The sequence below is a fragment of the Acinetobacter sp. ANC 4173 genome (genome assembly GCF_004331255.1).
Taxonomy (GTDB): Bacteria; Pseudomonadota; Gammaproteobacteria; order Pseudomonadales; family Moraxellaceae; genus Acinetobacter.
In genome coordinates this window covers 34,332-60,809 of the sequence record NZ_SJOF01000016.1, presented here as the reverse complement: position 1 = coordinate 60,809, position 26,478 = coordinate 34,332, and the positions used below count along the sequence as shown (strand labels likewise).

27 protein-coding genes are annotated in these 26,478 nt (G+C 42.4%); 14 read left to right on the top strand and 13 right to left on the bottom strand.

What is annotated here, in order from left to right; all coding sequences use genetic code 11:
- Positions 1-77: 77 nt before the first annotated feature.
- Positions 78-236 carry a DUF1328 domain-containing protein gene (locus tag E0H94_RS16005; protein WP_131327412.1) on the bottom strand — a complete coding sequence of 53 codons (159 nt, stop codon included), beginning with the start codon at positions 234-236 and terminating at the stop codon, positions 78-80.
- A gap of 188 nt (positions 237-424) precedes the next feature.
- Between E0H94_RS16005 and E0H94_RS16000 the strand changes: the two genes are divergently transcribed.
- From E0H94_RS16000 to E0H94_RS15990, 3 genes are all read left to right on the top strand, one after another.
- Positions 425-877 (top strand): YcgN family cysteine cluster protein, encoded by a 453-nt coding sequence (locus E0H94_RS16000; protein ID WP_131327411.1) that lies wholly within the window; start codon positions 425-427, stop codon positions 875-877.
- Between the two features lie 143 nt (positions 878-1,020).
- Positions 1,021-1,866 (top strand): alpha/beta hydrolase, encoded by an 846-nt coding sequence (locus tag E0H94_RS15995; RefSeq protein WP_131327439.1) that lies wholly within the window; start codon positions 1,021-1,023, stop codon positions 1,864-1,866.
- Between the two features lie 82 nt (positions 1,867-1,948).
- Positions 1,949-3,223 carry a replication-associated recombination protein A gene (locus E0H94_RS15990; protein ID WP_131327410.1) on the top strand — a complete coding sequence of 425 codons (1,275 nt, stop codon included), beginning with the start codon at positions 1,949-1,951 and terminating at the stop codon, positions 3,221-3,223.
- Between the two features lie 224 nt (positions 3,224-3,447).
- On the opposite strand, the gene E0H94_RS15985 is transcribed toward E0H94_RS15990, so the two are convergent.
- The 5 genes from E0H94_RS15985 to E0H94_RS15965 form a co-directional block, all read right to left on the bottom strand.
- A complete protein-coding gene (locus tag E0H94_RS15985) occupies positions 3,448-4,224 on the bottom strand; it encodes an ABC transporter ATP-binding protein (protein ID WP_131264262.1) in 777 nt (258 codons plus the stop codon).
- An 11-nt stretch (positions 4,225-4,235) separates the two neighbouring features.
- Entirely contained in the window at positions 4,236-4,949 is a 714-nt protein-coding gene (locus E0H94_RS15980; protein ID WP_131264261.1) for an ABC transporter permease, read from the bottom strand.
- A complete protein-coding gene (locus E0H94_RS15975; protein WP_016168902.1) occupies positions 4,946-5,635 on the bottom strand; it encodes an ABC transporter permease in 690 nt (229 codons plus the stop codon). The genes E0H94_RS15980 and E0H94_RS15975 overlap by 4 nt, the downstream gene beginning before the upstream one ends.
- Before the next feature lie 92 nt (positions 5,636-5,727).
- Positions 5,728-6,513 carry an ABC transporter substrate-binding protein gene (locus E0H94_RS15970; protein ID WP_131327409.1) on the bottom strand — a complete coding sequence of 262 codons (786 nt, stop codon included), beginning with the start codon at positions 6,511-6,513 and terminating at the stop codon, positions 5,728-5,730.
- A gap of 348 nt (positions 6,514-6,861) precedes the next feature.
- Entirely contained in the window at positions 6,862-7,431 is a 570-nt protein-coding gene (locus E0H94_RS15965; RefSeq protein ID WP_227548659.1) for a LysE family translocator, read from the bottom strand.
- A gap of 137 nt (positions 7,432-7,568) precedes the next feature.
- Here E0H94_RS15965 and E0H94_RS15960 point away from each other — a divergent pair, with 137 nt between their 5' ends.
- The gene (locus E0H94_RS15960; protein WP_131327407.1) at positions 7,569-8,027 is read left to right on the top strand and encodes an Lrp/AsnC family transcriptional regulator; all 459 of its coding nucleotides are present in this window, start codon (positions 7,569-7,571) and stop codon (positions 8,025-8,027) included.
- 116 nt (positions 8,028-8,143) lie between these two features.
- Here E0H94_RS15960 and purC read toward each other — a convergent pair whose 3' ends face one another.
- Genes purC through dapA form a run of 3 tightly spaced genes read right to left on the bottom strand, consistent with a single transcriptional unit; the run spans position 8,144 to position 10,419 of the window.
- Positions 8,144-8,863: a phosphoribosylaminoimidazolesuccinocarboxamide synthase gene (purC, locus tag E0H94_RS15955; RefSeq protein WP_116762172.1), complete on the bottom strand. Its 720-nt coding sequence runs from the start codon at positions 8,861-8,863 to the stop codon at positions 8,144-8,146.
- Positions 8,864-8,900: 37 nt separating this feature from the next.
- Positions 8,901-9,506: a lipoprotein-34 precursor (NlpB) gene (locus E0H94_RS15950; RefSeq protein WP_131327406.1), complete on the bottom strand. Its 606-nt coding sequence runs from the start codon at positions 9,504-9,506 to the stop codon at positions 8,901-8,903.
- Between the two features lie 13 nt (positions 9,507-9,519).
- Positions 9,520-10,419, bottom strand: coding sequence for a 4-hydroxy-tetrahydrodipicolinate synthase (gene dapA / locus E0H94_RS15945; RefSeq protein ID WP_131327405.1), 900 nt, complete (start codon positions 10,417-10,419; stop codon positions 9,520-9,522).
- A 637-nt stretch (positions 10,420-11,056) separates the two neighbouring features.
- Between dapA and mhpT the strand changes: the two genes are divergently transcribed.
- From mhpT to ppk1, 4 genes are all read left to right on the top strand, one after another.
- Positions 11,057-12,271 carry a 3-(3-hydroxy-phenyl)propionate transporter MhpT gene (mhpT, locus tag E0H94_RS15940; RefSeq protein ID WP_131327404.1) on the top strand — a complete coding sequence of 405 codons (1,215 nt, stop codon included), beginning with the start codon at positions 11,057-11,059 and terminating at the stop codon, positions 12,269-12,271.
- A 185-nt stretch (positions 12,272-12,456) separates the two neighbouring features.
- Positions 12,457-13,092: a bifunctional nicotinamidase/pyrazinamidase gene (gene pncA / locus E0H94_RS15935; RefSeq protein ID WP_131327438.1), complete on the top strand. Its 636-nt coding sequence runs from the start codon at positions 12,457-12,459 to the stop codon at positions 13,090-13,092.
- A 54-nt stretch (positions 13,093-13,146) separates the two neighbouring features.
- The gene (locus tag E0H94_RS15930) at positions 13,147-14,121 is read left to right on the top strand and encodes a bile acid:sodium symporter family protein (protein ID WP_131327403.1); all 975 of its coding nucleotides are present in this window, start codon (positions 13,147-13,149) and stop codon (positions 14,119-14,121) included.
- A gap of 169 nt (positions 14,122-14,290) precedes the next feature.
- On the top strand, positions 14,291-16,354 hold the full coding sequence (gene ppk1, locus E0H94_RS15925; RefSeq protein ID WP_131327402.1) for a polyphosphate kinase 1: 2,064 nt from the start codon (positions 14,291-14,293) through the stop codon (positions 16,352-16,354).
- Between the two features lie 63 nt (positions 16,355-16,417).
- Here the strand turns inward: ppk1 and E0H94_RS15920 are convergent, their stop codons facing one another.
- Positions 16,418-17,671, bottom strand: a complete 1,254-nt coding sequence (locus E0H94_RS15920) for a hypothetical protein (protein ID WP_131327401.1) — start codon at positions 17,669-17,671, stop codon at positions 16,418-16,420.
- Between the two features lie 77 nt (positions 17,672-17,748).
- On the opposite strand from E0H94_RS15920, the gene serB reads away from it, so the two are divergent.
- The 3 genes from serB to E0H94_RS15905 all read left to right on the top strand — a co-directional run bounded on the left by serB (position 17,749) and on the right by E0H94_RS15905 (position 20,566).
- Positions 17,749-18,969 carry a phosphoserine phosphatase SerB gene (gene serB / locus E0H94_RS15915; protein WP_131327400.1) on the top strand — a complete coding sequence of 407 codons (1,221 nt, stop codon included), beginning with the start codon at positions 17,749-17,751 and terminating at the stop codon, positions 18,967-18,969.
- A gap of 412 nt (positions 18,970-19,381) precedes the next feature.
- Positions 19,382-19,714 (top strand): ciprofloxacin tolerance protein AciT, encoded by a 333-nt coding sequence (gene aciT / locus E0H94_RS15910; RefSeq protein WP_131327399.1) that lies wholly within the window; start codon positions 19,382-19,384, stop codon positions 19,712-19,714.
- Between the two features lie 372 nt (positions 19,715-20,086).
- Positions 20,087-20,566: an SCP-2 sterol transfer family protein gene (locus E0H94_RS15905; RefSeq protein WP_131327398.1), complete on the top strand. Its 480-nt coding sequence runs from the start codon at positions 20,087-20,089 to the stop codon at positions 20,564-20,566.
- A 67-nt stretch (positions 20,567-20,633) separates the two neighbouring features.
- Here the strand turns inward: E0H94_RS15905 and dtd are convergent, their stop codons facing one another.
- Positions 20,634-21,074, bottom strand: a complete 441-nt coding sequence (gene dtd / locus E0H94_RS15900; RefSeq protein WP_131327397.1) for a D-aminoacyl-tRNA deacylase — start codon at positions 21,072-21,074, stop codon at positions 20,634-20,636.
- 156 nt (positions 21,075-21,230) lie between these two features.
- Between dtd and pncB the strand changes: the two genes are divergently transcribed.
- From pncB to asd, 3 genes are all read left to right on the top strand, one after another.
- The gene (gene pncB / locus E0H94_RS15895) at positions 21,231-22,439 is read left to right on the top strand and encodes a nicotinate phosphoribosyltransferase (protein WP_131327396.1); all 1,209 of its coding nucleotides are present in this window, start codon (positions 21,231-21,233) and stop codon (positions 22,437-22,439) included.
- Positions 22,440-22,548: 109 nt separating this feature from the next.
- Complete coding sequence (locus tag E0H94_RS15890; RefSeq protein WP_131327437.1) at positions 22,549-23,397, top strand: sulfurtransferase; 849 nt, start codon at positions 22,549-22,551, stop codon at positions 23,395-23,397.
- Positions 23,394-24,245: an archaetidylserine decarboxylase gene (gene asd / locus E0H94_RS15885; RefSeq protein WP_131327395.1), complete on the top strand. Its 852-nt coding sequence runs from the start codon at positions 23,394-23,396 to the stop codon at positions 24,243-24,245. The genes E0H94_RS15890 and asd overlap by 4 nt, the downstream gene beginning before the upstream one ends.
- Before the next feature lie 73 nt (positions 24,246-24,318).
- Here the strand turns inward: asd and phoR are convergent, their stop codons facing one another.
- Together phoR and phoB are read right to left on the bottom strand one after the other, a co-directional pair.
- Positions 24,319-25,677, bottom strand: coding sequence for a phosphate regulon sensor histidine kinase PhoR (gene phoR, locus E0H94_RS15880; RefSeq protein ID WP_131327394.1), 1,359 nt, complete (start codon positions 25,675-25,677; stop codon positions 24,319-24,321).
- A gap of 10 nt (positions 25,678-25,687) precedes the next feature.
- A complete protein-coding gene (gene phoB, locus E0H94_RS15875; RefSeq protein WP_116762143.1) occupies positions 25,688-26,398 on the bottom strand; it encodes a phosphate regulon transcriptional regulator PhoB in 711 nt (236 codons plus the stop codon).
- Between the last annotated feature and the right edge of the window lie 80 nt (positions 26,399-26,478).

The window sequence follows — 26,478 nt, the reverse complement described above, 5'->3', positions numbered from 1 at the left end:
CTTAAACTATCCGTTTAAACATAAAAAAAGAAGGAAAAATCCTTCTTTTTTTATGAAGTACATTTGATGACCGTATTCTAAACTTTCCCTCTAGAGATGAAGCCAACGATAGCTAAAATGACGGCAATGACCAATAAGATCACAGCAAAGTCTTTGGATAGCCCTGCAACACCACCAAAGCCGAGTAAGCTTGCAATTAATGCAATCACTGCAAAAATAATCGCCCAACGGAACATAAGTCTTCTCCATGTTGTTGTTGTCTTGCATTCAGTATAGGTTCGGGTGAATTGTTGGAATGTTGATCTTTTGTCTAAAAAATGTTCGCATATTGGAGTAAGTCTATGATTTAACGTAAAAGAGATTGCTGCATTGTTGCAGGAATTTATTGATATAATAATTATGTTATTTTTAGTTTTTGCCCACCATGTCTAGTAAATTACGCCCGCAGTTCTGGAAAAAATATCCGCTTGAAGCCCTAAATACTCAAGAGTGGGAGGCTTTATGTGATGGTTGTGGCTTGTGCTGTTTAGTGAAACTAGAGGACGAAGATACGCAAGAAGTCGCGTATACCAAAGTAGCGTGTAAGCTATTGGATTGTACGACCGCGCGTTGTAGTGACTATTCTGAGCGTTTGCAATATGTCCCAGATTGTATTCAACTGACGCCAGAAAAATTAAGACAGATTCATTGGTTACCTGCGAGTTGTGCATATCGGCGCTTAGATGAAGGAAAAAGTTTACCTTCGTGGCATTATTTAAATACAGGTTCACGGCAGAGTGTAATTAAAGCCAGAAAGTCGGCTGCGGGCCGTTGTATCTCTGAAATAGAAGTCGATGAAGAACAGATCGATGAATATATTGTGCGTTGGGTGCGTTAACTCGCAGATAAAATAAGATGCATTTAATTGATAATGATTCTTAATACAGATAGTATTTGATCTCTTTTGTGGTTTTTAGAGATCTGCCAGTGTTTCATTTCTCATTCAAGTCTGCGCTATTTTTGGTGTGTGGCTTTAGCTTGATGATCTATGCAGAAGTACAAGCCAAACCGAATTTAGCAGCCTTAACCACCAATATTGCGGAACAGGGCTCCGCCTACTATCAGTTTCAGGTCAAGTATTTCCAATCTGCCGATCAGCAACGCCGTTATAAAGTTTGGTTAGGTCTTCCACGCCAAGCAACAGGAGCATCTCCTGCATTGTTTATGCTCGATGGTAATTCGGTAATGTCCTATTTGTCTGAAGATGTATTGCAGCAATTGGCAACGCGTGAAGCGCCAGTTTTGGTTGCAATTGGCTATGACACCAACTTGCCTTTTGATACAACAGCACGTGCTTTGGATTATACCCCAACAGATGAAACTGGAAAAATCACAGCAGATCCCCGTCAACCTGAGCGCTTAAGTGGGGGCAGTGCAGAATTCCGTAAAGTGTTATTAAGCCAAATTCAACCTTGGGTGGCTGGACAAGCCCAATTAGATCCTCAACGACAAGCTTTATGGGGACATTCTTATGGCGGGCTATTTGTATTAGATAGTTTGATGCACGCTCAATACTTCAGTCATTATTTTGCTGCAAGTCCGTCTTTGTCGTGGGCGGATGCCCGTATTCTGAAAAATATGCAAACTAAGGCGGTGTCGCATGATCAGACCCAAGCTTTATGGATTATGGAAGGGGATTTAGCACAAAATCATCCTGCGACAAAGAGCCCAAATTTTAATCCGAATACCGTACAAGATAACCGCCATGTGATTGCACATTTTGTACAGCAAGGCGTACAGAGCAAACTGTTGCTTTACCCAAATTTAAGTCATGGGCAAATGTTTGCAGCCTCTTTGTTGGATATTTTAAATTACCGTCTATTCTAATGGGATCTTCAGCATTCAACTATTCAGTCTGCTTGGCATTCCAGTGTAGACTAGAACCACCTTTATTGGCTGAAATAACCATATGTCAGACACCAAGATTCCGCTTCCAGAACGTCTTCGTCCTCGTGATTTGTCTGAAATTATTGGGCAAGATCACTTATTGGGAGAGCAAGCACCATTACGTCAAATGATTGATCAGGGGCACTTGCCGTCGATTATTTTCTGGGGACCGCCGGGTGTTGGTAAAACCACGATTGCCTTGTTGCTGGCACAAGCTGTTGATCGTCCCTTTGTCAGTCTGTCGGCATTAAATACGGGTGTGAAAGAATTACGGGAAATCATTGCAGAAAGTGGTGATTTGCTGACCCCTGTGGTGTTTATTGACGAAATTCACCGTTTCAACAAATCACAGCAAGACGCTTTATTGAATGCGGTGGAAAAGGGCAAGATTACGCTGATTGGTGCGACCACAGAAAACCCCTCCTTCGAAGTCAATAGTGCCTTATTATCACGTTGTCAGGTCTATACCTTAAATACGCTTAGCAATGAGGCTATTCAGGAACTGATTCTACGAGCGATACAACAAGATCATTTTTTAAAACAACGCTTTATTCAAATTGAAGAATTTGATGCCTTGTTGCAGTTTGCCGCAGGAGATGCACGTAAGGCACTGAATTTACTCGACCTAATTGCCAGTACCTTTGAAGCAGACGTTGAAAATATTATCACCAATGCCATTGTCGTGCGTGTTGCACAGCAAAATATTGCGCGGTATGACAAATCAGGTGAACAGCATTATGACTTAGTTTCGGCCTTTATTAAGTCGATTCGTGGCAGTGATCCAGACGCGGCTTTATATTGGATGGCACGGATGCTGAAAGGGGGAGAAGACCCCGTATTTATTGCGCGTCGCATGCTGATTGCATCTTCGGAAGATATAGGCAATTCTAATCCGAATGCCTTGCTTTTGGCTGGAGAATGTTTCCGTTCGGTTCAAGCGGTCGGTATGCCTGAAGCACGGATTATTTTAGGACAATGTGCCGTGTATTTGGCAACCAGTGCTAAAAGTAATAGTACTTATCTGGCAATCAATAAAGCCCTCGATTTGGCAGAAAAAACGGCGAATTTGCCAGTGCCATTACATTTACGCAATGCACCAACCAAACTCATGAAACAGCAAGGCTATGGGGTGGACTATTTATATCCGCATAACTATCCTGAACATTTTGTACTGCAAGACTATTTGCCTCCAGAATTGAAAGGTACCAAGTTGTACGAATCTGCGCGTAATAAACGTGAAGTGGAAGGTGAGCGTTTACAGCAACGTCGTTGGATGCAAGAACAACAGCAGCAATAAGGCTGTAGTCCAAATAAAAAAAGCCCGACATCCTGTCAGGCTTTTTTCGTATGCGCTGCTTAGGTATAACTCCTGTCGTACCTCACATCCTGGTGGTGTCACTTATCATTATTGTTTTATGTTTTGGAACATCCTGTTCTCTATGTCTTCATCATATGAAAAATATTCAGCCTGATCTAGAAGACATCTTCCTGAATCTTTGTAAGCTGTAACCTACAAAGCATTTATTTAAAATTGCCTTCAAGGAACTGTTTCAGTCGTTCACTTTTGGGATTGATCAAGACTTCTTTAGGGTCACCTTGTTCTTCAATTTTACCTTGATGCAAGAAAATCACATGGTTGGAGACATGCCGAGCAAAGCCCATTTCATGGGTCACCACAATCATGGTTCGCCCTTCTTCTGCCAGACTTTGCATGACCTTCAATACTTCACCCACCAGTTCAGGGTCTAAAGCACTGGTTGGCTCATCAAACAACATGACTTCAGGTTCCATCGCCAATGCACGTGCAATGGCCACCCGTTGCTGTTGTCCACCAGACAAGAAAGACGGATATTTACCTTCTACACTTTCAGCCAGCCCGACTTTTCTTAAGTATTTACGCGCACGTTCTTCAGCTTCGGCACGTTTTAAACCCAAAACATGAATCGGCCCTTCCACGATGTTTTCGAGTACAGTCATATGCGACCATAAATTAAAATGTTGAAACACCATCATCAGTTGGGTGCGCATTTTCTGTAATTGTTTGGGGCTGGTTGCTTTCAAGTTACCAGACTTGTCCAACACAGTATCTAGTTGCTCACCATTCAGTTGAATGGAACCTTGACTGGGTTGTTCTAAGAAGTTGATGCAGCGAAGGAATGTACTTTTTCCTGAACCTGAAGAACCAATAATACTGATCACATCGCCTGCGTTAGCATTAAGGGATACACCTTTTAAGACTTCATTATCCCCGAAGGTTTTATGTAAATCACGAATCACCAGTTTTGCTGAGTTTTCCATCTATGTTTCTCCTAATGATTCGATGGTTTTAAAAACGCCAACCAGCGTTGTTCCAATTTACGAAAAATCCAAATCAAGATAAATGCCAAACATGCATACAAGATGGCCGCAATGCCAAAGGCATCAAATGTGGCGTAAGTGGCTGCATTGACATCTCGTGCAATTTTTAGAATATCGGGTACGGTTGCGGTAAAGGCAATGGTGGTGGCATGCAGCATCAAAATGACTTCATTGCCATAGAACGGCAAAGCACGGCGTAACATGGATGGAATAATAATACGGGTATAACGTTTCCACGGAGACATGCCAAAAGCTTTAGCGGCTTCGATTTCACCATAGGGAATGGAGCGAATGGCACCTGCAAAAATTTCAGTGGTATACGCCGCAGTATTTAATGCAAAAGCCAGAATGGTACAGTTGAGTCCCTCGCGAAAGAATTCATCCAGATGTTCATGGGCATGGATAAAGTCGAAGCTATAAATACCTGTGTAAATAATGAGCAGTTGCACATAGAGTGGCGTGCCACGAAATATATAGGTATAGAACCAAACAGGCAGGCGTAAAAATGGATTTTCTGATACGCGGGCTAGCGACAACGGTACAGCCAAGACAAAGCCAATCGCAATCGAAAGCACCAAGAGCCATGCAGTCATGGCCACGCCTGTCATTTGAAAACCATCGGTCCAAAGGTATGACTGCCAATATTGTTGAAGAATCTCAATCATAGTTGTCCCTTTTTCACGCCAACCGAGTAACGACGTTCTAACCACATCAAAATTAAATTTGAAATGGTGGTAATTGCCAGATAAATCACTGCGGCAATGACACTGAAGTAAAACACCTGCATGGTGCTACGACCCGCATCTTGAGTAATTTTCACAATATCGGTTAAACCAATCAGTGAGACCAGTGCGGTAGCTTTAATCAGGACTTGCCAGTTATTGCCAATACCGGGTAAAGCAAAACGCATCATTTGTGGAAACAAAACACGGCGAAAAACTTGAAATGACGTCATGCCATAGGCATAAGCGGCTTCAATTTGTCCCTTGGGTACTGCTTGAAATGCGCCACGAAATGTTTCGGTGAAATACGCGCCATAAATAAATGCCAAGGTAATTACACCTGCCACAAATGGATTAATATCAATTTGTTCCATTTGCAACGATTCGGTAATGGAGTTCAGCCCCAGTTGCAAGCTATAAAATAGCAGCAGCATGATGACCAGATCGGGAACGCTTCGAATAAGCGTGGTGTAGGCAGTCGCAATATAGCGTACAAATTTAAGACTAGAGAGTTTAGAACTTGCACCAATCAATCCAATCATGATGGATAGTAACAGTGATAACAATGCAAGCTGTATGGTCATCCAAGTGCCTTCGAGCAACACGGGACCATAACCAGACAAAAACATACTCATCTACTCCGAACAGAAACTATAAATAGAATATTGATGAAATTCAGTCGTATATAAAAAATGTCGGTTTAAAACCGACATTTTTGTCATCAATAAATACTGAAGGAGAAGTATTTTTTCTCGAGTTTTTTGTATGTTCCATCGGCAATAATGGCGGCTAAAGCTTTATCAATGTCTTTTTTCAGATCAACATCTTCTTTACGTAAGCCAATCGCCGCACCTACGCCAAGGGTTTTGGCATCTACCACGTTGCCACCCGCAAAGCCGAATGCTTTACCTTTTGGTGATTTAAGGAAGCCACCATCAACCATAATGGCATCTTGTAATGTTGCATCTAGACGACCTGACACCATGTCTTGGTAAAGCACGTCTTGGTTTGGATAAGGCACTACATTGACACCTTTAGGTGCCCAATAGGCTTTTGCATAACTCTCTTGAATGGTGCCTTGTTGTACGCCCACACGCTTCCCTTTTAGGGATGCAGGAGTAGGCACTAATGGAGAACCCTTCTTCGCGACCATGCGGGTTGGGGTGTTGTAAATTTTATTACTGAAAGCAATTTGTTTTGAACGATCCGCAGTGACCGTCATTGAAGATAAAATGCCATCGAATTTTTTCGCTTTGAGTGCAGGAATCATCCCATCAAAAGAATTTTCCACCCAAACACATTTGGCTTTCAATTTGGCACAAATAGCATTACCTAGGTCGATGTCAAAACCAACCAATTTGTTGTCAGGGGTTTTATATTCAAAAGGGGCGTAAGCAGATTCTGTACCGAAACGAATGACTTTCCATTCTTTGGCTTGCACTGTGCTGCCAAGCGCTGTCAGTATTAACGTGGTTGAAAGTAAGACTTTCTTTTGCCAGCTTTTCATCGTAAATATTAGCATCCGTAAAAAATCAAATTTCAAAAAATAAGACGAAGACAAATTTACTCCACCTTTTGCTTTGGAATAAAAGCAACATATATACCAAAATATCCATTTATTGGTGATTTATTCAGCTTTACACTTTTGTAATGGTGGAAATTTGGTATTTTCTACGGGCCAGAATAACTTTGTATTGCAATATCCTATTCGCAATCCTTGATCATATTTAAAATATTTCACAGCACATAGTGGAAAAACTCGGGAAGCTTTGTGCGCTATGGCGTACACAGGTGTTGCTTTTTTTTACAGTTTTTCTTCACAATGGTTCTAGCTTAGAAAAGCGTAGGCCAAATATTAGGGGTGTAATGTGATGAATTGAAAGCAAGTAGGTAAAACTGCGATGAGTAATGCAATTGCCATACTGAGATTAAACATGAAGGCAAATTTAGCTTGCATTAATAATTGACGTAAAAATTTTCCCGTGATTGCCCAAATACCGACGCATGGAATCGAGATCAGCATCAGAATTAAGGCGGCATAGGCAATGTCGGTGGATTGTTGGCTAGCAGCAAAGTAAGTTGTGATGGTACTGATAGACATCATCCATGCCTTAGGATTGAGCCATTGGAAAACCGCACCTTGTAAAAATCCCATTGCAGGTTTCTCATCTAGATGCGTGTTGAGTGGACCACTGGACGCAATTTTCCATGCCAGCCAGAGAATATAGGCGGATCCAATCAGACTTAAGATGAACTGGAATTGGGGAAAATGTAGAAATACTTGATGAAGTCCCAGACCAATGACCATCAGTTGAAAGGCTACACCAAAGGCAATCCCCAGAATTAAAGGTAGGGTTTTCTGAAGCCCAAAGCGTGCTCCTGAAATCAGCACGAGGGCATTATTTGGCCCCGGGGTACTGGTCATGACCAAACAAAAAAGCAAATAAGAGATCAATAGAGAAGGGGACATGTGTTTCGCATCATAAATAAAAAAATATTTTATTGTTTGAATTACGCAATTTGGCTGTATATTGAGCTTAAAAATAGATAGTTTTGCAATAAATGATTGATCTGGACCGATTAGACCGAAGAATATTGTGTGAGTTAGAAGCCGATGCACATTTAACCAATCTTAAATTGGCTGAACGTGTGGGTTTGTCCCCATCAGCATGTTTGCGTCGGGTGCAGGAATTAGAAAAAATGGGGGTGATTAAGGGCTACAAAGCCATTATTGATCGATCACTTTTGGGTATTGGATTAATTGTCTATGTGACCATAGGACTGTCGTGTCATTCCAAAGCATCTTTGCAACACTTTGAAGACGTGATTGAGACTACACCTGAGGTTACTGAGTGTCACACCATTACGGGTGCGGTCGAGTATTTACTTCGAGTCGAGGTAACCGATATAAAATCCTATAAAAAATTTCATACCGATGTCTTGGGCACGATTCCTTCCATTTCCTCAATTACCAGTTTACTGGTGATGGATACCACCAAAGATTTGCGTGTTCAAGTATGAAAAACAGGTGAGGGATCAGATTGAATTCAAGTTATAGCTATTGGAAAATCATTATTTCATAGCATAAAAAAACCGAGCCATCAGACTCGGTTTTTATTTTGAAGTTTCAGAGCAAATTAGATGTCTGAAAGGTCGATGCCAATACGTGCAGCAACTTCTTCATAAGCTTCAACCACACCACCTAAACCTTGGCGGAAACGGTCTTTGTCTAATTTTTTCTTGGTGTCTTTATCCCATAGACGGCAACCGTCTGGAGAGAATTCGTCACCCAATACAATACGGTCATGGAACACACCAAACTCAAGTTTGAAGTCAACCAAAATCATGTTGCCTTTGTCGAACAATGCTTTAAGCACATCGTTCACTTGGTAAGTGAGTTCTTTCATTTTTTCGAGTTGTGCAGCGTTTGCCCAACCTAAAGCAATGGCTTGAGACTCATTCACCATTGGATCGCCAAGCGCATCATCTTTGAAAAATAATTCGAAAGTTGGAGGAGTCAGTTCTTTACCCTCTTCAACGCCTAAGCGACGGCAGAGTGAACCTGCTGCATAATTACGAATGACACATTCCACAGGAATCATGTCTAATTTTTTCACCAACACTTCGGTTGGAGAAAGTAATTTTTCAAAGTGAGTTTCAATGCCAGCAGCAGCCAGTTGCTCCATGATAAAGGCGTTAAAACGGTTGTTCACCTTGCCTTTACGATCTAGTTGTTCGATTTTTTCGCCATTGAACGCAGAGGCATCATCACGAAATACTAAAATCAGGTGGTCTTGACTATCTGTTTCATACACAGATTTCGCTTTACCAGTATAGAGCAAGGTTTGTTTTAACATGGGGGAACCTTTTGCAAAAAAAAATGCCTAGTAAGATCTAGGCCGGCCAGTTTTGGTAAATCTGGGTTAACAGTTCTGCAGCTTTTTCTTTGTCTGCAAAGCTGTTATCGGCATTAAACACTGCCAAATTATGACTTGAACCGGCAGAAGTGAGTCGAAGTACATAGATCTGCTGATCAATTTTAAGCGTTACTTCGTAACGGTTTTTACTTTGACCCACAATGTTCTGGTTCATGCTGCTGAGTGTGGCAAGTGTGTACTGCCAAATTGTATCAGAATTTCCATCAATTTTGAGCAATGGATTTTGATTTCCATCAGTTAGTAATTGAGGACGACCTATCGCAGTGCTTTGTTCAGCAGCAGTTGCTGCGCTGTTTGGTGTAGCAACGTCTGGGCGAGGTAAAGCAAAACGGTTGCCTTTGCTATTTTCGAGCTTGGGTGCATGTTGAATCGCTAAAGGTTCAACCGTTGGCGCTGGATACAGTGGCGTTACTGGACGAACCATTGATCCTTCAGGATATTGTAGCGGTTCGAGGGTTGCTGTCTCTTTATAGCTCAAAGATTTGTTGCTAACCGCAAGTGAACTACAACCCGCTAAACTCAATACTGAAAGTGCAAGGGTTAAACCTAAACGTAACTGCATAATGTAGTGCTCTTTATTTGATTATACCTGCCGCCACCAACGCTTCACGAAGCGGTGCGCGGTATTGTTCTGCAAGAGGTGTTAATGGTAAGCGTATGCCTGTACCAATTAAGCCCATTTCGTGTAGTGCCCATTTCACAGGAATTGGGTTCGATTCACAAAATAGAATATTGTGTAAATTTGCAACTTGAGCATTTAATTCTTGTGCACGTGCAGCATCGCCAGCAATGGCAGCCGCACACACTTCACTCATTTGTTTAGGCGCAACGTTCGCAGTGACCGAAATATTGCCTTTCGCACCATGTTCAATTAACTGGTAAGCGGTTGCATCATCACCTGAATAAACCACCATGTCTTTACTACGTAAGCCTTCAATCAGTGCTTGACCACGTGGAACATCGCCAGTTGCATCTTTAATGCCGATAATTTGCGGAATATCAGCCAGACGAATGACCGTTTCATTCGCCAGGTCTACGCCTGTACGGCCTGGTACGTTATACAGAATTTGAGGCAAATCAACAGCTTCAGCAATCGCTTTGTAATGCTGATATAAGCCTTCTTGTGTCGGTTTATTATAATAAGGTGTGACCAATAGGGCTGCATCAGCACCGAGTTGTTTTGCTTCTTTTGTGAGTTCAATTGCTTCGCGCGTTGAGTTTGCACCAGTACCAGCAATAATTGGAATACGTTTGTTGGCTACACGAACGACTTCTTTAATCACTTGTGTATGTTCAGCCATGCTTAATGTAGAAGCTTCACCAGTTGTTCCAACTGCAACAATACTGTTTGTTCCCTGTTCTATGTGCCACTCAACGAGCTTCTCAAGACCCTTCCAATCTACGCTGCCATCTTCAAACATTGGGGTGACGATTGCGACTATTGAGCCTTGAATGATCTGTGCTTGCTGAGTCATTTTAAAAAAATATCCTATTTGTCCATCCAGTGAAGTGAAAAACATGAGGTTGGATGGGTGCGCATTTTGATTTATAGCAGCTTCAATTAGAGTGTGTCGAATTGAATAATGCTTACGCAAATTATGACTGAACAAACGATGAAGAACAATATGCTTTAGTCAAAGCAACTCAAAACTTTAAAAAAGTGAAAAATAATTTATTGCGAGAGGATCAGTTTCGCACTTTAGAATGCCAGAGAAGGACACAGATCAATAAATTTGATTCAGAAAAATAAATAACATTAAGAGCTTATAGAACTTAATAAAGAGCTTATAGCTCTAGGTCATAGGCAAGAAAATAGGAGTCTGCAGTCTAAAACGTGTCGTCAATTATTGATTTGAACAATAACTGATGGATTGCAGTTTAATTTGATGAACGGCTAAGTCGTTAAAGTTCAAATAAATTGTTGACTATTTTAGTCAAATTTATTTCTGATTAATTGTTTTTAAGACTATTTATGCTCGGCAACGAAAATGTGACTTATCTCATAATTGATAAAAAAACACCAAAAATCTTCCACTTAAGGTGAGTTAATTTAAATTTCTGCTTCACGGATGATGAGCTTGATTTTGGACGAGGTTTAAACAAGGAGTTGAGATGAATACATTGTCAGCGCGTAGGCACTCCGTGATTACGGTCACAATTTGTTTTTTGATTGCGGTGATTGAAGGTTTAGATATTCAGGCTGCGGGTATTGCAGCCGCAGGCATTCGAGAACATTTTGAATTGAACAGTTCTCAACTGGGCGTGTTTTTTAGCGCAGGGATTTTAGGCTTATTACCTGGGGCATTGGTGGGGGGACGTTTTGCAGACCGTATTGGCCGTAAAACAGTCTTGGTTTGGTCTGTTGCTATATTTGCAGTATTCACTTTATGTACGGTCTGGGTGAATAGTTTTTACAGTTTATTACTGGTGCGCTTTTTGGCTGGCGCGGGTTTAGGTGCCGCGATGCCACTGTTAATTACGCTAGCATCGGAAGCGGTTACTCCTGCAAAGCGTGGGCAAGCGGTGGGGTTAATGTATTGTGGTATGCCCGTTGGAGCTGCCATTTTGTCTTATATTGCCAGTTTAGATTTTGGTTCGAACTGGAAAAATATTTTCTATCTGGGCGGGTTGTTACCTATTATTGTGCTGCCGATAATGATCAAGTTCTTGCCTGAATCACGTGAATTCTTAAAAGCCCAAACACGTGTTGAAACCGCCGAGATCGAGCAGAAAGTCTCTTTTCAGGATCTGTTTAATCGCCATAATTTAATGCGTACTGGATTGATTTGGTTTAGTTATTTCTTCACCTTAATGGTGGTTTATATCATGCTGAGCTGGTTACCTTCGTTATTTATGGAGCTTGGTTTCTCGCGTAAAGAGGGCAGTACAGCACAATTTTACTTCATGCTCAGTGCAACCGTAGGAACGGTGATTTTGGGTATGCTGACAGATCGCTGGAAAAAGACCTATGTGATTGTGTTGATGTATGGTGGAATTTTAGCGGGTTTATTTGCTTTAAATGCTGCGGCTTCACTGACACAAATGTATCTGGCATCAGCACTTGTCGGCGCTTTTGTGATTGGTTGTCAGGGCGTGCTCTATGCGTTTGGGAGTATTGTCTATCCGACTGAACTGCGTGGCACGGGTGTGGGCATGGCCTCGGCTGTTGGGCGTATTGGGGCGATGTTGGGTCCCACCATTGCAGGGCAACTTTTAGCCGCAGGTTTTGGTGCGGCAGGCGTGGTTTCAGCGGCGATTCCTTGTATTGTGGTTTCTGCCATATTGATGTTAATTCTGGTACAACGGCTACAGAAAGTCACCGTTTAAACAGTGTATAGTCTATGAATAGCCCGTATTTACGGGCTATTTTTATGGGCAATAAACAATCGGTAACAGCAGGAATTGTTGTAGATCAAGCCAGTAAGACGGATGCGCTCACTACATTCTCGAACTTTTGTTATATGCTAGTGAACAATCAATAAAAACAGTGGTCACAAACAGAGATGCAACAGATACAGAACAAAAAAGCGTTGATTGTAGTCGATGTACAAAATGGTTTTACCCCTGGGGGAAATCTTGCAGTTGCCCATGCCGAGCAAATTATTCCCAAAATAAATCAATTGGGGGATTATTTTGAACAAATTATTCTGACCCAAGACTGGCATCCTGCAGAGCATATTTCTTTTGCCGACAATCATGTGGGTAAACAAGCCTTTGATCAGATTGAACTGCCCTATGGCACACAGGTGCTTTGGCCAACGCATTGTGTACAAGGTAGCCGTGATGCTGACTTCCATCCTGATTTAGCCTTACCCCAAGCCCAATTGATTATCCGTAAAGGCATGCATGTGAATATCGACAGTTATTCGGCATTTATGGAGGCAGACCGCAAAACCACCACAGGTTTGGCAGGTTATTTAAATGCACGCGGAATAGATACGGTGTATATCGTGGGCATTGCAACGGATTTTTGTGTGGCATGGACAGCGATAGATGCCTGTCGTTTAGGCTTTAAAACCTATGTGATTGCCGATGCAACCAAAGCAATTGATTTAAATGGTTCCTTGCAACATGCTTGGCAGGATATGCTGGCTGTTGGTGTACAACGCATCTACATCAAAGATATTGTTGCGAGCATGACGGCGTAATTGGTGTTATCTCATTTTACCTTTTCTAGTTTGACTCCCCATTGAGGACTGACGATGTCTGCATTATTGCAATTGAGCCATTTGATTCAGAAAACGTTTGCTTTGTGGGTGGTTCTGTTTGCAGGGATCGCGTTGATTCTGCCCGAAGCCTTTGTCTGGTTAAAAGCCTATATCCCGTGGATGCTTGGGATTATTATGCTGGGTATGGGGATGACCATGCAGCTGGCGGACTTTAAAGCCATAGCACAAACGCCGAAAGCGGTCTGTATTGGTGTGATGGCACAATTTGTGGTGATGCCGCTGTTGGCTTATGTCCTGTGTCTGATCTTTCAATTGCCTGCTGAATTGGCCGTCGGGGTGATTTTAGTCGGTTGTTGTCCCGGGGGAACCGCTTCGAATGTCATTACCTATATGGCAAAGGGCAATACAGCATTATCAGTCGCTTGTACTGCGGTTTCGACCTTATTGGCACCTCTACTCACCCCATTTATTTTCTATCTGCTTGCGAGTCAATGGATTGAAATTAATGCGTGGTCCATGCTGAGTTCTATTTTACAGGTGGTGCTGTTGCCAATTGTGGTGGGCTTAATTTTAAGACGTTTATTGAAACAACAGATTCAGCAGTACATCACTGTGATGCCCCTCATTTCGGTGTTGGCTATCGTGTTGATTGTGGCGGCAATTATTGGGGGCAGTAAAGCACAGCTGTTACATTCAGGTTTGCTTATTTTTCTGGTGGTGGCCTTACACAATGGCCTAGGATATCTGTTGGGATTTGGGTGCAGCCGTTTATTTCATTTAAATTATGCAGACAGTAAGGCGGTAGCAATTGAGGTGGGAATGCAAAACTCAGGTCTAGGTGTGGCATTAGCCGCCGTACATTTTGCGACAGCGCCATTAACCGCCTTACCCAGTGCAATTTTTAGTTTATGGCATAATATTTCTGGGCCGATTTTGGCGACCTATTGGGCAAGTCGACAGCATGAATCGGTTTCTGAACCAGAGTTGGACGCTCGAAAACCTGAATGAAATCAGTGGATTTTTCTAATAAAAATTTGATCAAGTGTTGATAAAACAAACAGCAAGTTCAGATATTTAAGTTGAGTTTAAGCTTGTAATAAAAATGTCATAAACACTGCATAACATGCAGACACAGAGGGTAAAGAGTTGATTAAAAAATCAACCACATTGAGTCTACATGGAAAATTTTCAGCATTCATCAGCAACATATTTTAATCGAGAATTGGCATTAATTGAATTTAATCGGCGTGTTCTGACTCAGGCGAGAAATTCCGATTTACCCATTTTAGAGCGACTTAACTTCCTAATTATTTTTTCCCGTAATCTAGATGAGTTTTTTGAAATTCGAGTTGCGGGGTTAATGAAGCAACAGGATTTAAACGCCATTACCCGAATGCCTGACGGTATTCCAACCGATGTGGTTTTGTCAGAACTTTCGACCATTGTGCATCAGGCAGTTCAACAACAATACGAGATTTTCAACCATTCCATTTTGCCGCAGCTGCAAGGCTTTGGAATTCATTTTATTCAATATCAAGATATTTTAGAAAAGCATAAGGCGTGGATTGCCAGTTATTTTGCCAAACAAGTCCAGCCTGTGTTGACGCCAATCAGTTTAGATCCATCACATCCCTTTCCTCGCTTGGTCAATAAAAGTCTGAATTTCATTGTCAGTCTGGAAGGTAAAGATGCCTTTGGGCGTGAAATTGAAATGGCGATTGTGCCTGCACCGCGCTCTTTACCACGTTTGATTCATTTGCCCGAGAGTGTGGTGGGGAATCATCAAGAACAGATTTTCCTGACCGCCATTATTCAGCAACATATCAGTGATTTATTTCCGGGTATGAAAGCGACAGGTTGTTATGCGTTTCGTGTGACACGCAATGCTGATTTAATTTTGTCGGAAGATGTCGATGATCTGGCGGTCGCATTGAAAGATGAGTTGTCTTCTCGGCGTTTTGGCCGCGCGGTGCGTTTAGAAATTGAAGATGATTGTCCCCGTGAAATTACCGATTATTTGCTGAATCAATTTGATTTAGACCAAGAGCATTTGTATTCGATTTCGGGACCCATCAATTTATCACGCTTAACTACCAGTTTTGCTCGCCCAGATTTGAAATATCCCGTATTTAACCCTGTGATTCCGAAAGCATTTCGTAAGCAACAGTCCATCTTTGAAATTTTGAAAAAAGAAGATGTGTTACTGCATCATCCTTTTGATTCATTTCAACCTGTCATCAGTTTATTGCGTGAAGCGGCAAAAGATCCGAATGTACTGGCCATTAAGCAAACGCTATATCGCAGTGGACCAGATTCGGAAATTGTCCAAGCCTTAGCCGAAGCTGCCCGTAATGGCAAAGAAGTCACCGCGGTCATTGAGCTGCGGGCACGTTTTGATGAAGAATCGAATATTACCGTGGCCAATGTCTTGCAAGAAGCCGGGGCAGTGGTGGTGTACGGCATTGTGGGGTATAAAACCCATGCCAAAATGATTCTGATCGTACGCCGTGAAGATCAGCAACTGGTGCGTTATGCACATTTAGGCACAGGCAATTATCATGCAGGTAATGCCAAAATGTATACGGACTATGGCTTAATGACCACTCAGCCGGATATTTGTGAAGATGTACATCGAATGTTCCAAGAGCTGACGGGGATGGGCAAGATGGCAAAATTAAAGACTTTGCTACATGCGCCTTTTACTTTGCATACCGAATTGCTGAAGTTGATTGATCAGGAAATTGCATGCGCACAAGCGGGGAAAAATGCGCGCATTATCATTAAAGTCAATGCCCTGACCGAGCCACAACTGATCGCTGCTTTATATGGTGCCTCACAGGCCGGGGTGAAAATTGAACTGATTATTCGTTCGATTTGCTGCTTGGTTCCACAACTGGTGGGGGTGTCCGAAAATATTCGAGTGCGATCCATTGTAGGACGTTTCTTGGAACATACCCGTGTCTATTATTTTGAACAGGGTGGTGAAAAGAAATTGTACTGTGCCAGCGCAGACTGGATGGGACGTAATTTATTTTCACGCGTCGAAACTTGCTTCCCCATTTTAGACCCGAAAATCAAAAAGCGTATTCTACAAGATGGCTTACTTAATTATTTGTCGGATCAAAAGGGCACGTGGGAATTGCAGTCTACTGGAGAGTGGATTCCAGCATGTGTAGCTCAAGATGAAGTGCCACATTCTGCACAAGAATTTTTAATCAGCAAAAGCCTACAGAAAATTTAATGCTTTGATGGCTGTTAAAAAAAAGCCTGACATTGGTCAGGCTTTTTTTGTGATGCAATAGGATTAAGAGGCTTTAGACTGTTTGCCTTTAAGAATTTCCGTTCTTAAACTTTGAGCCAGTTCAGCCATGCTGCTGTCCATGCCGTTGACCATAAATGCATGACGGGTCAATACATTGGTCGGATTCGGCAAAGACACCAAGTCATAATGCTCGCTGATGTGTTGTAACAATTCATTGTTTAAATGCACGGCGCTTTCTTTGGCAGAGAGTTGATGCACCAAACGCTCAGCCGCCTGCACGGCAGACAACTGCATGGCGTCTACCGATGAAGAAATGGCACTGCGGGTTTGTAAAACGAAACGTTTTTCTTCGCGGTAGCGTTTGTATAAAACTTCCGACAATAATTGGAACACTGAACTAATCATCACCAGACAAGGCACGGCATCAGGCATGTCAGCCGATAAGGTAATGGTTGCCCCTTGTGCGCTGAATTGCTGCACCGTCGTAATGTCAGAACGATTCAATTTATAATGCTGAACAGCAAGCTCAATACTTTTGTTCAAGAAAATCTGGCACAAATTGAAATATGGTACAGATACCGTCTGATTGACTGAATCGAGCAGTTGCTTCGGATCATAATATTGAATGTTCAATGCGACCGAGCAATCATCCAAAATCACAGGTTTAATTTCTTTGGCTTTAATTTTATTCTGGAACTGTTGTTGGGCTTGAGCAATGGTTAATGCAGCATTATGTTTTTCTTGCTCTAGCGCTTGAGTTAAAGCCTGAATCTCGTGTTTTAAGCGGGATTCATTATTAATGCGTGCTAAGTATTCTGTACGGCTTGGGCGGGCAATCGCGCGGTAACCTAACCACAGTAAGCCGTGAATAAAGAACGAGAACAAAATCGCTAACCATTGAGTCCGTAAAATTTCACCAATGCTAGGCTTGATCAGGGTAATTTCAATGGTGCCGACTTTTTTCTCATTTTGTAAGGCATCACGAACAAAGACTTCACCATCACGCGTTTTGGATAAACCGCCTGTTGCCAAAACCTGATTCGTACCGTCTAAAATTCGAATAGAGGCGACACTTGGATTGGTGGCGTAACGATTTACCAATAAGGCCAGTGATACTGTATTGGCAGGTTCAAGTTCCGATAAACTGTCTGTGACCAACTGACTGGTCATCAACTGTCCCTGATTCGCACGGTTTTCATTCAGTTGGTGAGTGGTTGCAATCACCAATAAAAAGGTATGAAGTGCAAAACTTATTATCAGTAGGCTAGCAAATAGCCCTTGTCTAGGCGCATTCAACGTAAACTTCCAAGGCAATTCTATTCAAATTCGATTATGATTCTCACAATAGTTGTAGCTCAGACTCGAGTCAATTCATGCGAGAAATCATTCTTATATCATTTTTAGGACCCGACCAACCTAATCAATTCACTCGATTAATGCAGGTTTTGTCCACTCATTCCTTACAAATTCTAGATGTTGGACAAGCCGTCATCCATAATCAACTGACTCTAGGTATTGTTGTTTCGTCAGATGACCAGACTGCAACAGCATTAGCCATGAAGGAAATTCTGATTCTAGCACATGATATCGGCTTAACAGTGCGCTTTAAACCGATCTCTGCAACAGAATATGATCAATGGGTAAGTGAAGGTGGACGTACACGCTATATTGTCACGGCTTTGGCGCCAGAACTGACTGCTGAGCATTTACAAGCTGTTACCAATATTGTGTCGAACCAAGGTTTTAATATTGAAACAGTGATCCGTTTGTCGGGTCGTCCACAGCTAAAAAATCAGTCAGAAGGACCAAAACGTTCTTGTGTACAGTTTGGTCTGAGTGGGCAAATGTTAGATGCAACGGCAATGCGTGCAGCTTGCTTACGTTTGTCCTCAGAACTCAGCATTGATATTGCGGTACAAGAAGACAATGCTTACCGTCGCAACAGCCGTTTAGTGTGTTTTGACATGGATTCGACCCTCATTGAACAAGAGGTGATTGATGAATTGGCGATTGAAGCGGGTGTGGGTGAGCAAGTTGCAGAAATTACTGAACGTGCCATGCAAGGGGAGCTGGATTTCCAACAAAGCTTCCGTGCACGTGTGGCTTTATTAAAAGGTTTAGATGCTTCAGTATTACCTAAAATTGCGGAACGTTTGACCATTACGGAAGGTGCAGAACGCTTAATTACAACATTAAAATCATTGGGTTATAGAACTGCGATTTTATCGGGTGGCTTCCAGTACTTTGCAGAGTATTTACAAGCCAAGCTCGGGATTGATGAAGTACATGCTAATGTATTGGATGTGCAAGATGGCTACGTCACAGGTGAAGTCAAAGAGCATATTGTCGATGGCGCACGCAAGGCATTTTTGTTGCGTGAACTGGCAGACAACATGGGCATTTCACCCGAGCAAACTATTGCAGTGGGGGATGGTGCCAATGATTTACCAATGTTGTCTTTGGCAGGCTTAGGCGTTGCATTCCGCGCGAAACCTTTAGTCCGTCAGAATGCCAATCAGGCGATTTCAAGCGTGGGACTGGATGGGGTTTTATACCTGTTGGGTGTCCATGATAAAGATCTTAACTGCGCGTAACCATTACGGTTTCATGAAAAAACGCAATCGTAGGATTGCGTTTTTTGTTTTGTTCTGCGTGACTTTTGTATTAAAAAAATCATCTAACTATTGGGTACAATCTGCGTCATATCGAGTGTCCAAAAAATATTTTTTCCGCTGAAAAACCCCGTTGTTTTTTTGTAATGACACGCCAACTCATGGCATATCTTGCTTCCATTCAAGTCGAAATGACAAAAATTGTAATGACAAAATAATATTGCGACAAGGTATGTCGTTCAATAAAAAAGCATGCCTTTTTTTCTGTTTAAAACTGCTCATAATGCTTGCATAGAGATACAGATAAACAAATTTCACAAAATTAATATAGGTCGTGAAAATTACTGGTCGGGTTCCTGCCCAGACACGATTTCCATTGAAGACGGAGGTTTTTATGGTCACAGCGAATTTAGCAACCATAATTGGCTTGAGTTGTGTGGCTGTTGCACTGATTGCTGTTTTCTTCTCGCCTTATCGTCGTTGGCTGAGCTTTATGTTCGCAGGTATGATGTTCTGGGGCTTGCTAGAAATGATTCGACTGAGCATTCAGGTCGTGTTTGAGTTGCCTATGGCGTATAGTTATCTGGCTGCGGTGAGCTTAGCCATGACGATGGTGACGCTATTATTATTCCGAGAAGATCGCCGTGCTGAACGTGCTTTATCAAAGCGCCGTTACATTGAACATACCCCTGTATATGAAGATGATCAACAGTACAGTAGCCGTTAAGCGGTTACTGCTCCTTTTCAGCCAAGATGGGAGGGAGCCAAGTTCCAAGGCAGTTTGGACAATCAGAAAATAACAATAAGTATTCCCATCCTAGGGTGAATGCTGATGATGCAGTTCATAGGTGTAGAAATAAGTAAGTTTTGATTTTTAGTCAGGATAGTTGCGATTTAGCCAATCTAACGGTTTAAACTTTTATGTACTGATTTACACATGCGATAAAAAGACTGTGATGTTGTGATCAACATAAAATTTTTGTTTATGACTTTAGCGGTCAGATTGGGATTGTTATACAAAGCCTAGCTTCCATCAGAATTAAGTTATGGTAGGATGGAGCAGTCAATTTTTCTACAATTACAATAGGCTTTAAACGTCATGAAACTGTCTTCAATTCCAGTTGTCAAACTACCTTTGGTCGATGTGAGCACGGATCCACTTGATCTTTTAGTGGCGAGTTTAGTGTTGCGCATGAAACAACTGGCTCGTACCAGCCCAAAATTTATTGAGTTGATTCATGAGCGTCAATTTCGCATCCAGATTGGGACTGACCAAGGTATAGCACGTCAAATTATTATCAACAATGGACAAATTGATACAGTTTCAGGTGATGCAGAGAAAGCCGATTTTATCTTGCAGTTTGTAGACAGCGAGCAAGGTGTGAAAACCTTACTAAAAGGTGATCCATCGGCATTCATGACGGGTATGCAAAATGGCAGTATTAAAATGGAAGGTGATTTTAGCCTATTGGTTTGGTTTAACAAGGTCGCAAAATTGATTCCACCGAAATTACCCAAACCAGTCAAAGAAAAAATTCAATTGGCGCGCCAATTCTTAAAAGAAAAAACAGGTCGATAAGTCTTAAATTGCGAAGCCACAAAAAAGCCTACAGACTGTGTTGTAGGCTTTTTTATGGCTGAAAGTATTATTCGACTTCGAGCTGAAAGGTCACAGGACCATCATTAATTAAATGCACTTTCATGTCAGCCGCAAAAATACCCGTTTGCACTTGTTCAAACTGAGATTTGGCATAGTCCACCAATTGTTCATACAAGACGTTGGCGGCATCGGGTGGCATTGCAGGACCAAAATCTGGGCGTAAGCCCTTTTGCGTTTGTGCCATGAGGGTAAATTGTGACACCAAGAGCAAACCACCCTGTGCTTGTGTCAAATTCCAGCCCATTTTGCCTTGTTCATCATCAAAAATACGGTACTTGAGGATTTTATCAATCAGCTTTTTGCCTTTTTCAAACTGATCATCTTTGCCGAGTCCCAAAAAGACCAAAAGACCCTGTTGAATTTCTCCCGTAACTTGACCGTCGACGATCACTTTGGCTTCAAGTACTCGTTGTAATAAAGCACGCATGAGAATTCCTCAATGTTGATGTGGCAGGCATTGTAGCAAAGATCATTCTGATACAGGTTTGGAGACATCTTGATTTGATGAGTTTTCTGCAATCAATGGCTTTTTTCAGCTTGAAAGTATGCTTTAATGCTAGAAGTTGATAAAAACTGAACCTTTATGTCTGCAATTATTCACTCACTCCTCGATACTGACTTATATAAGTTCACCATGTTGCAAGTGGTGCTGCACCAGTTTCCGCAAACACATAGTGTTTACCACTTCCGTTGCCGTAATTTGGACGAAACGGTGTATCCCTTGGTGGATATTTTGCAAGATTTGAATGAGCAGCTGGATTATTTGTGTCAGCTTCGGTTTAAAGAAGATGAATTGCAATATTTGCGTGGTTTACGTTTTATTAAAAGCGATTTTGTCGACTATCTAGAATTATTCCAGTTAAAACGCCGCTTTATTCATGCCGATGTTGATCAAGAAGGTCGTTTGGACATTTGGGTGGAAGGCCCCATGGTGCAAGCCATGATGTTCGAGATTTTTGTCTTGGCGATTGTGAATGAACTGTACTTCAAACGCATTCGTACGCCAGAAGTGCTCGAAGAAGGCGAGCGTCGCCTCAAAGCCAAAATTGAATTTATTCAACAGTGTGAACAGCAGCAGCGACCAGAAGATCCACCTTTCTTGGTATCGGATTTTGGTACTCGCCGTCGCTACAGTTTGACTTGGCAAAGGCAGGTGATTCAGGCATTTCACCATGCTGTACCGAATGTTTTCCGAGGTACCAGTAATGTGCTGTTGGCAAAAGAATTGGGCATTTCGCCGATTGGCACCATGGCGCATGAGTTTTTACAAGCGTTTCAGGCGCTAGATGTGCGGCTGCGGGATTTCCAAAAAGCTGCATTAGAGACTTGGGTGCAAGAATACCGAGGGGATCTAGGCATTGCCCTGACCGATGTAGTGGGAATGGATGCTTTCCTGCGCGATTTCGATTTGTATTTTGCCAAATTATTCGATGGTTTAAGACATGACAGTGGTGACCCTTTTGTTTGGGGGGATAAAGCCTATGCGCATTACAAAACCTTGAAAATTGACAGCAGAACCAAAATGCTGACCTTTAGTGACGGTTTAAATGTACAAAAAGCCTGGGCATTACATCAATATTTCAAAGACCGTTTCAAAGTCAGTTTTGGGATTGGCACCAATTTGACCAATGATATGGGGCAGACTCCACTGAATATAGTATTGAAGTTGGTAGAATGTAATGGACAATCGGTGGCGAAAATTTCAGATAGTCCAGGTAAGACCATGACTGATAACGATACCTTCTTGGCTTACTTACGTCAGGTTTTTCAAATTACTGAGCCTGCGCATTAATTGATTTATATTGCTGAATTTCTGTAAAGCTCTTTAGAAAAATCGGCATTTTGTCGAGATGGGCTTATGCTAAGATCAGGCTGTTGCTAGGACAAAACGTGTAAAAATGATGACGGAATCTACGCTAAATTTGGGTTTATTAATCGAAGTGGAAGAATTACTTCCACATTTAGGCAATGAAAAATTACGGATCGTGGATTTAAGTCGAAGTTCAGTCTATGAGCAGTTACATATTCCACATGCGATTCCGCTTAAGCCCGCACAATTGCTGCGCCAAGAAGAAAATGCCACGGGCTTGTTACCTGATGCTGAAGGCTTGACTGCGCTGATTCAGTATTTGAATATTAGCCCTGAGCATCATGTGGTGGTTTATGATGATGAAGGTGGGGCTTGGGCAGGACGATTGATCTGGAACTTGCATTGCTTGGGTTTTTATAATACCTCTCTGCTCAATGGCGGTATTCATGCATGGTTAGGGCAAGGTTTGCCCACGACTTCAGAACAGGAGCAATTCGCCCCTGTAGAATCCTTAGTGCAAGTCAATTTGGCTGCACAAGATCAAGTCCGAATTGAATATCCCGAGTTGCTGTCTTTGGTACAGCAACAGGCCATTCAGCTGTGGGATTGTCGAACTGAAGATGAATATACCGGTTTAAGATTGGCCGCTCGACGCGGTGGTCATATTCCAAATGCACGCCATTTTGAATGGAGTACTGCACTTAATCGTGAAAATCATTTAAAATTGCATGCTTTAGAACGCACACAACAACGCTTAGAACAACAAGGTTTCAATTTACAGGAACCTGTCGTGGTGTACTGCCAGTCACATCATCGTTCAGGTTTGGCTTATATTTTGGGTCGTGTATTGGGTTGGAATATTCGAGCTTATGATGGTGCGTGGAGTGAATGGGGCAATCGCCTCGATAGTCCAATCGTTACTGGAGAGTTACCGTCTTGAGCCTCACCTCACGTTTAACAAAACAATTCTTTATTCAGGCGCAACGTGTTGTGCCACAACATCAACTCTCCCGTGTGGTGGGGAAGATTGCTGCCAGTGAACATCCCTTGATTAAAAACACGGCAATTTCTGCATTTAAAGTGCAATATGGCATTGATATGTCCATTGCAGAGCAAAAAAATGCGTTGAAATATAAGTCATTCAATGAGTTTTTTACCCGTGCTTTGCAAGATGGTGTGCGTGAGATTGATGCCGATGCTCGCAGTATTGTTTCGCCTGCGGATGGGGCAATTTCACAATTGGGGCATATTGAAGCCGGTGAAGTGTTTCAGGCTAAAGGGCAAAGTTTCTCTGTAGAAAAGTTGATTGCGGATCCACAGTTGGCAGAGCCATTTAAACAGGGTGAATTTGCAACGGTGTATTTATCACCGCGTGATTATCACCGTGTTCATATGCCATTTGCAGGTACGCTCACTGAAACCTTATATGTGCCAGGTGAACTGTTCTCGGTGAATCAAACCACGGCAGAAAATATTCCAGGTTTGTTTGCACGTAATGAGCGTATGGTGTGCCTGTTTGATACCGAATTGGGGCGTATGGCCGTGGTATTAGTGGGTGCCATGATTGTTGCAGGTATTGAAACGGTTGCGACAGGCAAAGTGAAACCGACTGGACGTTTAGAACTGAACCAGCACAATCTATTCCTTGAAAAAGGCGCGGAGTTAGGACGTTTTTACTTAGGTTCGACGGCAATCGTCTTGTTTGAACACAATAAAATGCAGTGGGATGCGCAGTTTAAAGCCAATTCGACGGTGGTGATGGGCGAGGCCTTGGGTCATACCCTGTAAGGATGCCTTTGAGATGGTTGTCGTATGCAACCATCTCAATCCCGACCATTTTTAAAATATTATAAAAATCTTTTTAGCTCATGTGATACAGGCGTTCTTTCGGAAACACCACTTTAAAGGTTGAGCCTTGATTCTCTTTGGATTCAATTTCTAAATGTGCGTTGTGCTGCATCAGTACGTGTTTCACAATCGCCAGTCCTAATCCTGTTCCACCTGTTTGACGGCTACGTGCGCTGTCCACGCGATAGAAGCGCTCGGTTAGACGTGGCAAATGTTTCGGATCAATACCAATACCCGTATCTTCAACGGTGAAATAACCATGTTCGCCATCATCATGCCATCCCATGGTAATGGTGCCGCCTTTCGGGGTGTATTTAATTGCATTGGTAATGAGGTTGCTAAAGGCACTGGCCAATTCGGTATCTGAACCAATGAGGTCGCAATGACTGTCGATGTCCAGATTCAGAGTATGACCATAATCCACGTTATAGGCCTGCGCATCATCAAACAATTGATTCATCAGGCTTGGCATTTCAATAATCTGGTTTTTGGCAATTTGCTTGTTATTTTCCAAACGCGATAACAGTAAGAGGTCATTGACCAAGGCATTCATACGTTTGGTTTGTGCCTGCATTTGCTCAAACGCACGCTTCCAGCGCGGATTTAAATCTTCCTGATCGGTAAAGGTTTCAATATAACCGCTGAGTACGGTCAGTGGCGTGCGTAATTCGTGTGAAATATTATCGACAAAATCTTTACGCATTTGCTCTAGGTTGTGCATGCGTGTCACGTCATACGCCACCAATAGGCGACTTTCACCGCCAAAGCGGGTCATTTTGATTTGTACATAATGGTCTTCAAACACGGAAGACTTCATTTTAATTCCATCAGGAATCTGGTCACTGTGGTTGAAATATTCAATAAAACTCGGTTGGCGCAAAATGGTCATAATGTTACGACCACGATCTAGGGCCTGAATACCGAGTAGTTTTTCTGCCGCAGGATTCCACCATTCAATTTGATGCGACTCATCAATCAATACCACCGCTTCTGCCAGTGCCACCAATGAGGATTGTGCACGGTCAATCAAGCCGACCATTTCGGCTTGAACAATACGCTCTTGGCGCTGTGCACGATAGACATTAAATAATAATGCCCCCCAAATGCCATTTAAATTGGGAGGAACATCATAAGGGCGGTTGGAAATCCATTCATTGACCAAGTACAAAGAACGCAGTTGGAAACCGAAAAAAATGCTAAAAGCGGTAAAAATACAAACCCAAAAACACCCGATGCCAAACCCGATTAAGCTTGCAATGAGCAGTAGAAACGCCAGTAAACGTAAATCTTGTTTGGCAAATATCCATAAACTGCTGTAACGGAATTTTTGATGCTCACGCGCGAGTTCGGGGACAGGGTAGGGTTCATACATAAAACTAAAATTAACCTAAAGCAACATCGGCACGAGTGGAGAAGCGGTAACCCGTTCCACGCACGGTTTGAACAAAACGGTCTGCACCATAGGGTTCTAAGACTTTGCGTAAACGACGGATATGGACATCAATAGTACGGTCTTCAATATAAACATTGCCACCCCAAACCTGATCCAGCAATTGCGCGCGGGTATAAGCACGTTCAGGATGTGTCATGAAGAAGGCCAGCAAACGATATTCAGTTGGTCCCATTTCTAGAATGTTATTGCTAAAACTGACGCGTTGGCTAACTGGATCAAGCAATAAGCCATTGGCATCAATGGTTTTTTCGCCACTCAGGGCATTGGCACGACGCAGGACGGCTTTAATGCGTGACACCAATTCACGCGTCGAAAAAGGTTTGGTCATGTAGTCATCTGCACCTGCATCGAGACCTTGGACTTTATGGTCTTCTTCTCCGCGTGCAGTCAGCATAATGACTGGAATTTCCGATAAGTTTTCATCGCGTTTAAGGCGACGACAGAGATCGACGCCACTGACGCCACCCGGCATCATCCAGTCGAGCAGAATTAACGCTGGGCGTTGATCCACAATCATTTGATGCGCCTGTTTCGCATCTTCTGCCTGTAAGCATTGAAAGCCTGCCATATCCAAAGAGGTATGAATCATCTCTCGAATTGGAAGTTCGTCATCGACGATTAGTATGTAGTCATCTTTCACAACGCAATATCCTATTGATGATAACGGTAGGCCGTTTTTTATTTATGACAGGCTTATTACAAAGATTAATTATGACAGTA

Bases quoted from the DNA above. Each gene is read 5' to 3' on its own strand.
- dtd (WP_131327397.1), bottom strand. From the start codon at position 21,074: ATGCGTGCTTTATTACAACGAGTACTTGAAGCCAAAGTGATCGTCGAC.
- E0H94_RS15905 (WP_131327398.1), top strand. From the start codon at position 20,087: ATGAAACTGTCTTCAATTCCAGTTGTCAAACTACCTTTGGTCGATGTG.
- phoR (WP_131327394.1), bottom strand. From the start codon at position 25,677: ATGTATGAACCCTACCCTGTCCCCGAACTCGCGCGTGAGCATCAAAAA.
- E0H94_RS16000 (WP_131327411.1), top strand. From the start codon at position 425: ATGTCTAGTAAATTACGCCCGCAGTTCTGGAAAAAATATCCGCTTGAA.
- mhpT (WP_131327404.1), top strand. From the start codon at position 11,057: ATGAATACATTGTCAGCGCGTAGGCACTCCGTGATTACGGTCACAATT.
- E0H94_RS15965 (WP_227548659.1), bottom strand. From the start codon at position 7,431: ATGACCAGTACCCCGGGGCCAAATAATGCCCTCGTGCTGATTTCAGGA.
- aciT (WP_131327399.1), top strand. From the start codon at position 19,382: ATGGTCACAGCGAATTTAGCAACCATAATTGGCTTGAGTTGTGTGGCT.
- E0H94_RS15950 (WP_131327406.1), bottom strand. From the start codon at position 9,506: ATGCAGTTACGTTTAGGTTTAACCCTTGCACTTTCAGTATTGAGTTTA.
- dapA (WP_131327405.1), bottom strand. From the start codon at position 10,419: ATGACTCAGCAAGCACAGATCATTCAAGGCTCAATAGTCGCAATCGTC.
- ppk1 (WP_131327402.1), top strand. From the start codon at position 14,291: ATGGAAAATTTTCAGCATTCATCAGCAACATATTTTAATCGAGAATTG.
- serB (WP_131327400.1), top strand. From the start codon at position 17,749: ATGCGAGAAATCATTCTTATATCATTTTTAGGACCCGACCAACCTAAT.
- pncB (WP_131327396.1), top strand. From the start codon at position 21,231: ATGTCTGCAATTATTCACTCACTCCTCGATACTGACTTATATAAGTTC.
- E0H94_RS15985 (WP_131264262.1), bottom strand. From the start codon at position 4,224: ATGGAAAACTCAGCAAAACTGGTGATTCGTGATTTACATAAAACCTTC.
- E0H94_RS16005 (WP_131327412.1), bottom strand. From the start codon at position 236: ATGTTCCGTTGGGCGATTATTTTTGCAGTGATTGCATTAATTGCAAGC.
- E0H94_RS15980 (WP_131264261.1), bottom strand. From the start codon at position 4,949: ATGATTGAGATTCTTCAACAATATTGGCAGTCATACCTTTGGACCGAT.
- E0H94_RS15970 (WP_131327409.1), bottom strand. From the start codon at position 6,513: ATGAAAAGCTGGCAAAAGAAAGTCTTACTTTCAACCACGTTAATACTG.
- E0H94_RS15890 (WP_131327437.1), top strand. From the start codon at position 22,549: ATGACGGAATCTACGCTAAATTTGGGTTTATTAATCGAAGTGGAAGAA.
- E0H94_RS15930 (WP_131327403.1), top strand. From the start codon at position 13,147: ATGTCTGCATTATTGCAATTGAGCCATTTGATTCAGAAAACGTTTGCT.
- E0H94_RS15995 (WP_131327439.1), top strand. From the start codon at position 1,021: ATGATCTATGCAGAAGTACAAGCCAAACCGAATTTAGCAGCCTTAACC.
- E0H94_RS15990 (WP_131327410.1), top strand. From the start codon at position 1,949: ATGTCAGACACCAAGATTCCGCTTCCAGAACGTCTTCGTCCTCGTGAT.
- E0H94_RS15975 (WP_016168902.1), bottom strand. From the start codon at position 5,635: ATGTTTTTGTCTGGTTATGGTCCCGTGTTGCTCGAAGGCACTTGGATG.
- E0H94_RS15960 (WP_131327407.1), top strand. From the start codon at position 7,569: ATGATTGATCTGGACCGATTAGACCGAAGAATATTGTGTGAGTTAGAA.
- purC (WP_116762172.1), bottom strand. From the start codon at position 8,863: ATGTTAAAACAAACCTTGCTCTATACTGGTAAAGCGAAATCTGTGTAT.